This window comes from Pragia fontium (genome assembly GCF_900638655.1).
Lineage (GTDB): Bacteria > Pseudomonadota > Gammaproteobacteria > Enterobacterales > Enterobacteriaceae > Pragia > Pragia fontium.
In genome coordinates this window covers 506,522-518,320 of the sequence record NZ_LR134531.1, presented here as the reverse complement: position 1 = coordinate 518,320, position 11,799 = coordinate 506,522, and the positions used below count along the sequence as shown (strand labels likewise).

Here is an 11,799-nt window from a genome sequence, read left to right as displayed (position 1 = left end):
CCCCATTGCTATTAAAGTCGTATTATTTAGTGCTACCAACAGTGACAGCTTTAATAGACTGGCTAATTTTCAGGAATGTTTGCTTCAGTTCATACAGGAAACCGCTACCATCGCCAGTGCCTAAAACTACAGCTAACAGAGAAGCCATTGCCACACCGATCAATGCATACTCGATTGCAGTGATACCGCGCTGATTCTTAAGAAAGCTTTCAATACGCAGAGAAGCAGCAACATAACCTTTAGTCATCATATTAAACATATCTAATTCCTTTGTGAGAGAATCTCTTATTATTAAGAGTCAATTTAATTTACTTAGTGATATAAACCCGCCTTTACCAGGCGGTAATTATAGTTACCAACTTATCATCCCAGATTTGTATTAACATTTAATTGTCAGGATAGATTTATCTATTCGATTAAATGTCCCGGTAACCAGTGGATAACGGAGCTAAGTAGAACACATTCGCTTTTTATTATTCCACTCAATAAGCATTAATTAACTTGAGATATCCTTAATAGTTCATATTTGAAATTCGTCAGACCTTAACTAGTTAGTAATATGATTTAATAAGATATAGACGGTCAATACTGACAATATGCTTAACCAGCAAACGGCAACGACCGCCAGCAGCGAAGCGAACTTATTTAAACGAGATTCAGCAAGTATTCCTCTGGGTGCAACATTCACCGTTTCCGCTTTTTCTTTATCACACCAATTTTGGTCCACAACTCTGGGTTGAACTGAATCGACCGTCGTTTGTTGAGGGCTAGTCGTACTAACGGAGACTTCCTCAGTAACTGATGAAGGATTCTCCATCACTACCTTCGTTACCTTACCAACGTATTGAGCCCCTTTTCTGGGAATAGTACGTATTAGCGTCTCTTTTAATCCAACCTGAGAAAATGCCTTTCTTAGCGTATATAGCTGACCATAGTAGCTACTTTCACTAATAGCGCCACTTTGCTCTTTCCAAACCTGATGAATCAGCTTCTCTTTTTCAGTTACACCGTTTAATAACAAAATGAGGAATCTGAGGCTATTTTCAGTGAGTTCGAGAACTGTTCCATCTGGTCCAATTAAACATCGTTCGGAAGGGGAAAATTCGACTCCGTTCTCCAACTTAAATTTAGTGCTCATAGGTTGATATGTCCCTTTGTCTCAAAACCTAAACTATACATACTCATAACCACTACATCTAACAGGGGGTCACTTTATTACTTAATAAGCCTAGTGAACCAAATTATTTAATTCTCAATTTCTATCAATACCCTTGCCACCAATATATTTGATGGTTAATTAAGTGTAGTTTGATGCGTAAAAATCCTAACGATACTAATTATTCAGTATCATTTTTTAAATTTGATCTGCAAAAACCATCAATTAACCCTATCTCAATAGAATTAATTATATCTCAATATCATTATCTAATGATTTAGACCAATCGCCCCATCTCACCTTATAGCAATGGAGCTGTAAATCGTTTCAAACCACAGCTTCACCAGGCTTACAATCATAATACAGACTATAGGAAAATACTTATCTGGTGACGTATATAACCAGTTGCTTAATATTATGTCAAACGATTGATTATCCGAATATCATTAGTCTTAATTAATCTCAATTATTCTCATTAGGCATTGAAAAACACCCATTCCAGCCAGTTAAAAATAGAAAAAGACATTTTGAATAAGGAAATATAATATAATGAACATTCAATAAAACATCAGATTTAAAAAAAATCATTACTTATCATTAAGTTAAATAATAATCACTCAAAATCAAAAAATGTGACCTAGATCAACAAATGAATTGGAAAAGGTCATTATTTTTTTCTTAAAATAAAAAAAATGCTACGACCAGTTAAGAAAAAGTGCTTCCAATGCGTTGTAAAAAAAGAAATACTAACGGAAATTACAGCTAAAGCTTTACTTATTCATACCAGTCATTTCTTACTTAAACCCTCAAGAAAAAAGCGTATGATAATAATAAAGCCATATTAATAAATATTTTCTATAAATCAGCCCGCTAATCTTTTTGTTTAGTCCATATCGCTTGCTGATTGTTATAGACACTCAACAGTACATTTAACACAAATGATACAAAATAAAAATCTTTCCCCATACTCCGTCAATAAATATCATTTAATTAATGAATGAAAGGGAGGGGATAAAACTATTTTATCGTGATCTACGAAAAATGAGGAAGACAATAGTTCCCCCATTGATGAGAGAACTATTGTGTTAAAGAAAAGAATAAAAAAGAAATGAAAGCGTGTCCAGATTAAAGAATTGTCGTTTTTTTCTTCTTATTCAAGGCTCCTTCTTTTCGACGTTGGTTAGATGACGCCTGATTATCAGGCTTATTACCAACAGATTTAGAACGCTTTTCAGGATCACGTTGATGGGTAATGTTAGTATGCTTAGTCAACGCTGGTCGAGTATTGCGTAGATTGCGTTTTGCCAATCTCTGCTCTTCAATTGTCGGAGCAGGAACCAAACAATCGCGGCGACTACCAATAAGATGTTTTAAGCCCATCTCTTCCAAAGCAGTACGAATAAGAGGCCAGTTGGCAGGATCGTGATAACGCAATAATGCTTTTTGTAAGCGTCTCTGACGATCGCCTTTAGGTACCGCCACCTCTTCACTTTTATAATCTATCTTGGATAAAGGATTTTTACCGGTGTAATACATGGTTGTCGCATTAGCCAACGGCGACGGATAAAAATTCTGTACCTGATCTAAACGAAAACGATGCTTCTTCAACCACAACGCCAGATTCACCATATCCTCATCTTCCGTTCCTGGATGAGCTGAGATGAAATAAGGAATCAGATATTGTTCTTTGCCCGCCTGTTTTGAATAACTATCAAAAAGCTCTTTGAAACGGTCATAGCTCCCCATGCCAGGCTTCATCATTTTTGATAATGGGCCTTTTTCGGTATGCTCTGGAGCAATTTTCAGATAGCCACCAACATGGTGGGTCGCCAATTCCTTAATATAGCGGGGATCCTCAACCGCTAAATCATAGCGGACGCCTGAAGCAATTAAGATTTTCTTAATACCCTTTAAATCCCTTGCCCGACGATATAATTTTATCGTTGGTTCATGGTTGGTATCCATAAACTGACAAATTTCAGGATATACGCAGGAAGCGCGACGACAAGTTTGTTCTGCCTTAGGAGACTGGCAACGCAGCATATACATATTGGCAGTCGGGCCGCCAAGATCGGAAATGATACCAGTAAATCCCGGTACGCTATCGCGAATTTCTTCAATTTCACGAATGATTGAATCTTCCGAACGGCTCTGAATAATCCGTCCTTCATGCTCAGTGATGGAACAGAAAGAACATCCGCCATAGCAGCCGCGCATGATATTCACCGAGAAGCGGATCATCTCATAAGCCGGTAATTTCTTTCCTTTATAGATAGGATGAGGAACCCGCTGATAAGGTAGCGCAAATACGCTGTCCATCTCTTCAGTAGATAATGGGATAGCCGGCGGGTTAATCCAAATATAGCGATCGCCATGTTTTTGCAACAGTGCTCTGGCACAGCCGGGATTCGTCTCATGATGCAAAATGCGTGAAGCATGAGCATACATCACTTTATCCGCTTTCACTTTTTCATAAGAAGGCAGTAAAACGTAAGTTTTTTCCCATGGTTTCGGCTTGGCTGGCTGAACAATCACTTCTTTAGCCGCTGGTTTTTTTTCTATGGCAAATTTACTGTTTTCATCCACACAGGGTAAATCGTCCCCGTAAGGATGAGGAATGGGATCAATACGACCGGGCTTATCCAGTCGAGTTGAATCCACACCAGACCAACCGGGAAGCGGCCCTTTACACATTAAAGCGGTATTACGCACATCTTTAATATCGGCAATATTTTCGCCTGCCGCTAAACGATGAGCCACTTCTACCATTGGTCGCTCACCATTGCCATACACCAGCATATCGGCTTTCGAATCGACCAACACCGAACGACGTACGGTATCAGACCAGTAATCATAATGAGCAATTCGTCTCAGACTTGCCTCTATCCCGCCTAAAATAACCGCCACATCTTTATAAGCCTCTTTACAACGCTGGCTGTAAACCAATGTAGCCCGGTCAGGACGCAATCCACCGATGTTATCCGGTGAATAGGCATCATCATGACGCATTCGGCGATCGGCGGTATAGCGGTTAATCATGGAATCCATGTTGCCCGCCGTCACGCCGAAAAATAAGTTAGGCTTTCCAAGACGCATAAAATCATTTTTATTTGTCCAGTCAGGCTGAGCGATGATACCAACACGAAATCCCTGCGCTTCCAGCATCCGGCCAATAATTGCCATGCCAAAACTTGGATGGTCCACATAGGCATCACCGGTCACAATAATAATATCGCAGCTATCCCAGCCCAGAATATCCATCTCTTCACGAGACATGGGTAAAAATGGCGCAGTGCCAAAACATTCCGCCCAGTATGGCGTATAGGAAAACAGATCGCGTTCAGGCTGAATCAGACTAATGCTGGTACTCATAAAGGAAGCTCATTAATACGTTGTTTGGGGTCGGTTATCCGACAGGCCGAGAATTATACAGAATTATAAATATCTATCACCGATAAAATCGCGAAACACGACAGATGAATAACGTATTGGCTAAAATCGGTTGCATCATTCAGCGCTGATGGAAACACATTTTACTTAGCTATTTTAGCGCAAAGAATAAGCAACCTACCAAATCCTTGTTCTTCGTCAATTAAATCGCCTTTCATTTATGAAAGATACAATATATAGTTAATATATCCCTCTCAACATCTATATATAGTAATTATCCACATTTCATCCACAAGATCCCCGTCTAAAACACAGGGTGTTCTTGTGGATAACTACGAATAAAGAAGACTAAACAGTCAGCTAGTGAAGGAGCCAATGGTGAAACCAGTTGTCATTAAACGCGATGGTTGCAAAGTACCTTTCGATGAAGTGCGCATTAAAGAAGCGATTGTACGTGCTGCTACCGCCGCCGATATCTACGACGATGACTATTGTGCCAGCGTAGCAAGAACCGTCTCGCAACAGATGGAAGGTCGAACCGCAGTCGATATTAATGAAATTCAGCAGGCAGTAGAAAACCAGCTGATGAGCGGTAACTACAAAACGCTGGCCCGTACCTATATTGAATATCGCCACGATAGAGATATTTCCCGTGAAAAGCGCGGCCGCCTGAATCAGGAAATCAAGGGACTGGTTGAACAAAGTGATATTGCACTGCTTAACGAAAATGCCAATAAAGACAGTAAAGTCATCCCGACCCAACGGGATCTGCTGGCAGGTATCGTCGCTAAGCACTATGCCAAGCAGCATCTGCTACCGCGAGACATTGTTATGGCTCATGAACGTGGCGAAATTCACTATCATGATTTGGACTATGCGCCATTCTTCCCGATGTTTAACTGTATGCTCATCGATCTCAATGGCATGTTAACCAACGGATTTAAAATGGGTAATGCGGAAATTGAACCGCCAAAATCCATTTCAACGGCCACCGCCGTTACCGCTCAGATTATTGCTCAAGTCGCCAGCCATATTTATGGTGGTACCACCATCAATCGCATTGATGAAGTTTTAGCGCCGTTTGTCAGCGAAAGTTATAACAAACATAAAAAAATCGCCATTGAATGGAACATTACTAATCCGGAAGAGTATGCCCAATCCAGAACGGAAAAAGAGTGCTACGACGCTTTCCAATCGTTAGAATACGAAGTCAATACACTGCATACCGCTAATGGTCAGACGCCATTTGTTACTTTCGGTTTTGGTCTGGGTACCGATTGGCAGGCTCGCCTGATTCAGCAATCTATTCTGAAAAATCGTATTGCCGGTTTAGGTAAAAATCACAAAACCGCTGTTTTTCCTAAATTAGTCTTTGCCATTCGCGATGGCGTAAACCATAAGTTTGGTGATGCTAACTACGATATTAAACAGTTAGCGCTAGAGTGTGCCTCCAAACGCATGTATCCAGACATTCTTAACTACGATCAAGTGGTTAAAGTGACGGGTTCATTTAAAACGCCAATGGGCTGCCGTAGTTTTCTCGGCGTTTATGAAGAGAACGGCGAACAAATCCACGATGGCCGCAATAACCTTGGTGTGATTAGCCTCAATCTACCACGTATCGCTCTGGAAGCCCGCGGTGATGAATCCCGTTTCTGGCAGATTCTGGAACAGCGCTTATCACTGTCCAAGCGCGCCCTGATGACCCGTATCGCACGCCTGGAAGGCATTAAAGCCCGCGTCGCACCTATCCTTTATATGGAAGGTGCCTGTGGAGTACGTTTAAAAGCTGATGATGATATCGCCGAGATTTTCAAAAATGGCCGGGCGTCTATTTCTTTAGGCTATATCGGTATTCATGAAACCGTTAATGCCCTGTTTGGCAATCAGGTTCACCCTTACGATAGCCAAATGTTGCGCGATAAAGCGGTTGAAATTGTCCAGCGCTTAAAGGTAGCGACGGAAGAGTGGAAGAATGAAACCGGTTATGGTTTCAGCCTGTACAGTACGCCAAGTGAAAACCTGTGTAACCGCTTCTGTCGCATTGATACTGCTGAGTTTGGTGTAATACCGGACGTGACTGATAAAGGTTACTACACCAATAGCTTCCATCTTGACGTAGAGAAGAAAGTAAATCCTTACGACAAACTGGATTTTGAAGCCCCTTATCCACCACTGGCTAACGGCGGTTTCATTTGTTATGGAGAATATCCTAACCTTCAGCACAATCTGAAAGCGTTAGAAGATGTATGGGACTACAGCTACAGCCGCGTCCCTTACTACGGCACCAATACTCCGATTGATGAGTGTTATGAATGCGGTTTTTCCGGTGAATTTGAATGTACCAGTAAAGGCTTTACCTGCCCGAAATGTGGTAACCATGACTCATCCAAAGTCTCGGTTACCCGCCGCGTCTGTGGCTACCTCGGCAGCCCTGACGCCCGTCCATTCAACGCCGGTAAACAGGAAGAAGTTAAACGACGGGTAAAACATTTGGCTAATGGTCAGTTAGGTTAACGGTCGTGATTGTCTTGACCTTCGATTAAGCACATCCATGTTGCTGAAAAGAAGGTCAAGACATACTCAAGATAGTTAGCACCCAAGGCTTTGCAAAACCAGAATACGATGAAACAGAAAGTAATCCGATGAATATTCACCAATATTATCCCATCGACGTGGTAAACGGCCCCGGCACTCGCTGCACCCTGTTCGTCTCCGGCTGCGTTCACCAATGCGACGGTTGCTACAACAAAAGTACCTGGCGGCTGAACTCCGGCGTCTTATTTACCGAGGAAATGGAAGATCGGATTATTGCCGATTTAAACGACTGCCGTATTCCACGCCAGGGACTCAGTCTGTCCGGCGGCGATCCGCTACACCCACAAAACGTGCCTTCAATATTGAAACTGGTTAAGCGGGTACGGGACGAGTGTAAAGGGAAGGATATCTGGATTTGGACTGGTTATTTACTCTCAGAGCTAACAGCTCAACAAAGGGACGTTGTCGATTTGGTGAACGTATTAATTGACGGTAAGTTCATCAAAGAACTGGCCGACCCATCGTTGTTATGGCGCGGCAGCAGCAATCAAGTGGTGCATAAACTACGTTAAATCCCCCTATTTTTTGATAGCTAAGCTAAAGACATACACTAAATTTCGGCATACTCTGCAATATCTCTCCATTCTGAAGATAAACCTATTCATATATAAAGAATAAAGAGTAACCTTCCTAAAAATACCTTTCCCCATTGATTTGTGGTCACAACGTGAACACAATATGATCATCATTCATAGGGGGAGGTGTTATGAATAGTTCTATCGTTAAAGCGCGAGTTTCACCTGAAATTAAGGCAGCAGCCATGGAAAATGCAAAAGCACTAGGGTTAGATCTATCAACGGTGATTCGTATGGTGATTAAACAATTAGCAGCAACCGGCGAGATCCCGGAGGGGTTACTTAAGCCGAATAAAAAAACGCTGCAGGCGATTAAAGATTTTGAACGAGGTATTGGCGTACACCACGCTAACTCAATAGACGACCTGAAGAAAGAACTTGAGTGGTAGCTAATGTTAGCGCTTGTTTACCAGAGCCGATTTAAAAAAGATGCCAAGCGCTATGCCAATAATAAAAAAGCACAACAGATTATTTTAGAAACCATCTCATTATTACAGACCGGAAAGTTACTGCCGGTTCAGTACCGGGAACATAAATTGGCAGGTCACTATATTCATTATCTGGAATGTCATTGTGCTCCCGATATACTGTTAATCTATCAACGAACAGACTCTGAATTAAGGCTCTATCGCGTAGGAAGCCACGCAGATCTATTTTAACCACGTTGCCAAAACAGTTTTTTACCAAATCCAAGTTTGTTATCCGTCATTTTGATTTCATCAAGACTCAGTAACCACAAAGGCGCGGTAGCCACTTTGGCCACTGGGAAACGCGCGACATAAAGTTGCCTCGCTTTGGTTTCTTCTTCACCCAAAAGTAAATTAATCCGCCCTTTATATTGAATACCCTGAATCAAGGCAATATTTTTAGTTTGCGCGGCAATCGTTCCGGCAACCTGAGGGTTAGCCAGTGCCATTTCGCTATGCCGAGTATGGGTTTCAGACATCATAATCAGCCCCATGCTCTGCCGATCGAACAGATAAAAACAGCTGGCACACCATAAATCGGTACCGCTTGTGGTACATAGCGTCACAACATGATTTTTAGCCAGATAGCGACTTATCGCCTTGATATCACTACTCATCATTACCACATTGATTTCCCGACTTATATAAGAATAACGTTAACACAAGCATCTCGCTAAAACAGCAGTCATGCCGATAACCATTTAAATTGCTAGAATAGCGCCATGCCGACTACCGATAACGGACCTTTACCGTGACAGACAGTACTCCTTCCCACACAGCCGAAGCCACAAATTGGTATCTCTATATGCTGCGTACCGCCGATAACCGCCTGTATACCGGAATTACTACCTGTGTCGAACGCCGACTCAAGCAACACCAGTCGGGAAAAGGCGCTAAGGCATTAAGAAATGCAGGCCAGCTTACACTGGTTTATCAGGTACTCATCGGGGGGCATTCAACAGCCTTAAAGCTGGAATACCGCATAAAACAGCTGACTAAACCACAAAAAGAAAAGCTGGTCTTTAACCAGCTTTCAATGAATTCGCTAACGGAATGGCTAAAAATTTAACACTGATCGAACAGTTCAGAATACTCCACCAACCCGGAAATACCGTTCAGCGACTCTTCCGCTAACGGATATATCTGAAATGCTGACTCGGTATCAGGCCACTTACAGCGTAGTTTAAAATCAGCAGCGGTCTTAAAACCTAACGGACCGTAATAGGCGGGATCGCCCAGAACAGCAACCGCCGCATAACCAAATTCATTTAACGCATCCAGTCCCTCATAGACCAGCGCCTTACCTAAACCGGCTCCACGATGCTTTTCTGCCACCGCCAGAGGAGCCAGACCAACCCACTGAAGTTCCTCTCCGTTAATCATCACTGGGCTGAAAGCCACATAACCAATTACGCCGCCGTAGTCATCCGTCGCCACGACACCTAAGGTAATTAGCCCATTTTCTCGCAGTTGATGCACCAATTGAGCCTCTGCTTCGCTGGGAAAAGACTTGCGCAGCAGTTTATCAATACCCGCGGCATCAACCGGTATTTCAACGCGAATTAACACGATGCTGGCGCGCGCGAATGTGCTTCGCCGCCCTCTTTTAAACCGGCCTCAACGAAATCTGCCAGTTGGAGTAAACCAATGCGTAATGGCGCCGGCATATTTTCCAGCTCAATGGCATCCATCAGATTTTTCACATACAGCCCAAGCTCGGTATCCCCTTCAATCACCAGACGGCGTTGGAAAAACAGGGTATCGGGATCCTGCTTACGGGCGGCAATTAAAATCAGGTCGTTGGCATCACCACAAAAGCTAACGTCTTCCTGCTGATTATCACTCACCAGCAGTACACCCTCACGCACGGTAACGAACCAGCATAACGCCAGATCGCGGACTTCAACTTTTAACCAACGGCTTTCCAGAAAATCCAGTTCGCCCTCTGCCAGTGCCTGACGAAATTGCCAGCTCAACAGCTGTTGCAGAACCTGCTTTTGCAGAGCAAAAGGCGTAAATTTTATTGGTAAGCGTAACAGGGAAGGTCCCTGCCGAACCAAACGGGCTCTCAGTTGTTGTAACACGGGCTGACTCCTGCTGAAAAAGAATTACCGTTATTCTGCCACAATGATGTTCAAGATCATCGAGTCAGGTCAAAGAATTATCAATTTATCTGCCATCCTGCATTTCAGACACCATATTAAACGATGAATTCCCCTGCCTGTACTTTTGTACATCGCATTAACCCTACCATTCGATAATAAGCTGCCCCAAATCAAAAATCGTTATCAAAAGGTTAATTACAATCATCGGATGATACATGCAGCAACTTCAATAGGTTATTAATAGCGATGTTTTTAGAGACGACTGACAAAGCTTTTCAAATTGAATCCAATGGCTATTCCGGCTGTAAAAAACCCGCACCAATATCACCTAAGTACTCAGCCGGAAGACCATTAACACTCAGCGACAGAGTACGTCGGGCCTAGTCGGGCAACGGGTACTTCGTTGGTTTACGCCAAGTCGCCCCCCACGCCCGTCTCTCCCTTCGATTAAGTATATTAGGATCTTGTCATTAATCTGTTTTATAACCTTTACTTTTCAGGAATACGAGATGGAACTGCTTTGCCCTGCTGGTAATTTACCAGCGCTGAAAGCGGCCGTAGATAACGGTGCTGATGCGGTTTATATCGGTTTTAAAGACGATACCAACGCCCGCCATTTTGCCGGACTTAACTTTACCGATAAAAAACTGGAGGAGGCGGTAAGTTATGTTCACCGCCATAAACGCAAATTACACATCGCTATCAATACATTCGCTCACCCTGATGGCTATGTTCGTTGGCAGCGCGCCGTGGATATGGCTGCGGATATTGGCGCCGATGCCTTAATACTGGCGGATATTGCCATGCTGGAATATGCAGCGGAAAGGCACCCACAGCTTGAACGCCACGTTTCGGTACAGGCTTCGGCCACCAACGAGCAGGCTATTCATTTCTATCAGCGTAATTTTGATGTGGCTCGCGTGGTACTGCCCCGAGTGTTGTCGATGCATCAGGTAAAACAATTGGCCCGTACCAGCCCGGTTCCTCTTGAAGTGTTTGCTTTTGGTAGTCTGTGCATTATGGCGGAGGGTCGATGCTACCTTTCCTCTTATCTGACCGGTGAATCCCCCAATACGGTTGGCGCTTGCTCTCCCGCGCGTTTTGTTCGTTGGCAGCAAACGCCTCAGGGACTGGAGTCCCGTTTAAATGATGTATTGATTGACCGTTATCAGGACGGAGAAAATGCCGGGTATCCAACATTGTGTAAAGGCCGCTACCGGGTTGATGGCGAGTTGTATCATGCACTGGAAGAACCCACCAGCCTGAATACGTTGGAATTACTGCCGGAATTATTGGGCGCTAATATCGCTTCAGTCAAAATTGAGGGGCGTCAACGCAGTCCCGCCTACGTTAGCCAAGTGGCAAAAGTCTGGCGTCAGGCCATCGATCGCTGTATGGCCGATCCGCAAAACTTTCGCGTTGAACAGTCCTGGATGGAAACGCTAGGCTCAATGTCTGAAGGTACCCAAACCACGCTGGGCGCCTATCACCGTAAATGGCAGTAGCAG

General features: G+C 43.4%; 12 protein-coding genes. 6 read left to right on the top strand and 6 right to left on the bottom strand.

What is annotated here, in order from left to right:
* Nucleotides 1-22: 22 nt before the first annotated feature.
* The 3 genes from EL341_RS02225 to EL341_RS02215 form a co-directional block, all read right to left on the bottom strand.
* On the bottom strand, nucleotides 23-259 hold the full coding sequence (locus EL341_RS02225; RefSeq protein ID WP_083399620.1) for a Flp family type IVb pilin: 237 nt from the start codon (nucleotides 257-259) through the stop codon (nucleotides 23-25).
* Between the two features lie 288 nt (nucleotides 260-547).
* Nucleotides 548-1,138 carry a winged helix-turn-helix domain-containing protein gene (locus EL341_RS02220; RefSeq protein ID WP_074820454.1) on the bottom strand — a complete coding sequence of 197 codons (591 nt, stop codon included), beginning with the start codon at nucleotides 1,136-1,138 and terminating at the stop codon, nucleotides 548-550.
* Nucleotides 1,139-2,281: 1,143 nt separating this feature from the next.
* On the bottom strand, nucleotides 2,282-4,528 hold the full coding sequence (locus EL341_RS02215; RefSeq protein ID WP_114986154.1) for a YgiQ family radical SAM protein: 2,247 nt from the start codon (nucleotides 4,526-4,528) through the stop codon (nucleotides 2,282-2,284).
* Between the two features lie 396 nt (nucleotides 4,529-4,924).
* Between EL341_RS02215 and nrdD the strand changes: the two genes are divergently transcribed.
* From nrdD to EL341_RS02195, 4 genes are all read left to right on the top strand, one after another.
* The gene (gene nrdD / locus EL341_RS02210; RefSeq protein WP_114987456.1) at nucleotides 4,925-7,063 is read left to right on the top strand and encodes an anaerobic ribonucleoside-triphosphate reductase; all 2,139 of its coding nucleotides are present in this window, start codon (nucleotides 4,925-4,927) and stop codon (nucleotides 7,061-7,063) included.
* A 128-nt stretch (nucleotides 7,064-7,191) separates the two neighbouring features.
* Nucleotides 7,192-7,656: an anaerobic ribonucleoside-triphosphate reductase-activating protein gene (gene nrdG / locus EL341_RS02205; protein WP_047779858.1), complete on the top strand. Its 465-nt coding sequence runs from the start codon at nucleotides 7,192-7,194 to the stop codon at nucleotides 7,654-7,656.
* Between the two features lie 194 nt (nucleotides 7,657-7,850).
* Nucleotides 7,851-8,108: a type II toxin-antitoxin system RelB/DinJ family antitoxin gene (locus EL341_RS02200; RefSeq protein ID WP_126466873.1), complete on the top strand. Its 258-nt coding sequence runs from the start codon at nucleotides 7,851-7,853 to the stop codon at nucleotides 8,106-8,108.
* Nucleotides 8,109-8,111: 3 nt separating this feature from the next.
* The gene (locus EL341_RS02195) at nucleotides 8,112-8,378 is read left to right on the top strand and encodes a type II toxin-antitoxin system RelE/ParE family toxin (protein WP_047779856.1); all 267 of its coding nucleotides are present in this window, start codon (nucleotides 8,112-8,114) and stop codon (nucleotides 8,376-8,378) included.
* Here the strand turns inward: EL341_RS02195 and EL341_RS02190 are convergent.
* Nucleotides 8,375-8,803 carry a YhbP family protein gene (locus EL341_RS02190; protein ID WP_126468229.1) on the bottom strand — a complete coding sequence of 143 codons (429 nt, stop codon included), beginning with the start codon at nucleotides 8,801-8,803 and terminating at the stop codon, nucleotides 8,375-8,377. The genes EL341_RS02195 and EL341_RS02190 overlap by 4 nt on opposite strands.
* A gap of 188 nt (nucleotides 8,804-8,991) precedes the next feature.
* Between EL341_RS02190 and EL341_RS02185 the strand changes: the two genes are divergently transcribed.
* Nucleotides 8,992-9,255 carry a GIY-YIG nuclease family protein gene (locus tag EL341_RS02185; RefSeq protein WP_074820461.1) on the top strand — a complete coding sequence of 88 codons (264 nt, stop codon included), beginning with the start codon at nucleotides 8,992-8,994 and terminating at the stop codon, nucleotides 9,253-9,255.
* Here the strand turns inward: EL341_RS02185 and EL341_RS02180 are convergent.
* Together EL341_RS02180 and ubiT are read right to left on the bottom strand one after the other, a co-directional pair.
* The gene (locus tag EL341_RS02180; RefSeq protein ID WP_074820463.1) at nucleotides 9,252-9,755 is read right to left on the bottom strand and encodes a GNAT family N-acetyltransferase; all 504 of its coding nucleotides are present in this window, start codon (nucleotides 9,753-9,755) and stop codon (nucleotides 9,252-9,254) included. The genes EL341_RS02185 and EL341_RS02180 overlap by 4 nt on opposite strands.
* The gene (ubiT, locus tag EL341_RS02175) at nucleotides 9,749-10,270 is read right to left on the bottom strand and encodes a ubiquinone anaerobic biosynthesis accessory factor UbiT (protein WP_047779853.1); all 522 of its coding nucleotides are present in this window, start codon (nucleotides 10,268-10,270) and stop codon (nucleotides 9,749-9,751) included. Before ubiT ends, EL341_RS02180 begins: the two co-directional genes overlap by 7 nt.
* A 530-nt stretch (nucleotides 10,271-10,800) precedes the next feature.
* Between ubiT and ubiU the strand changes: the two genes are divergently transcribed.
* Nucleotides 10,801-11,796, top strand: a complete 996-nt coding sequence (gene ubiU, locus EL341_RS02170) for a ubiquinone anaerobic biosynthesis protein UbiU (RefSeq protein WP_047779852.1) — start codon at nucleotides 10,801-10,803, stop codon at nucleotides 11,794-11,796.
* Nucleotides 11,797-11,799: the final 3 nt, after the last annotated feature.

Excerpts from the sequence above, each read along its gene's own strand:
- EL341_RS02220 (WP_074820454.1), bottom strand. The coding sequence starts at position 1,138 with ATGAGCACTAAATTTAAGTTGGAGAACGGAGTCGAATTTTCCCCTTCC.
- nrdG (WP_047779858.1), top strand. The coding sequence starts at position 7,192 with ATGAATATTCACCAATATTATCCCATCGACGTGGTAAACGGCCCCGGC.
- EL341_RS02195 (WP_047779856.1), top strand. The coding sequence starts at position 8,112 with ATGTTAGCGCTTGTTTACCAGAGCCGATTTAAAAAAGATGCCAAGCGC.
- ubiU (WP_047779852.1), top strand. The coding sequence starts at position 10,801 with ATGGAACTGCTTTGCCCTGCTGGTAATTTACCAGCGCTGAAAGCGGCC.
- EL341_RS02215 (WP_114986154.1), bottom strand. The coding sequence starts at position 4,528 with ATGAGTACCAGCATTAGTCTGATTCAGCCTGAACGCGATCTGTTTTCC.
- EL341_RS02190 (WP_126468229.1), bottom strand. The coding sequence starts at position 8,803 with ATGAGTAGTGATATCAAGGCGATAAGTCGCTATCTGGCTAAAAATCAT.
- EL341_RS02225 (WP_083399620.1), bottom strand. The coding sequence starts at position 259 with ATGTTTAATATGATGACTAAAGGTTATGTTGCTGCTTCTCTGCGTATT.
- EL341_RS02185 (WP_074820461.1), top strand. The coding sequence starts at position 8,992 with ATGCTGCGTACCGCCGATAACCGCCTGTATACCGGAATTACTACCTGT.
- EL341_RS02200 (WP_126466873.1), top strand. The coding sequence starts at position 7,851 with ATGAATAGTTCTATCGTTAAAGCGCGAGTTTCACCTGAAATTAAGGCA.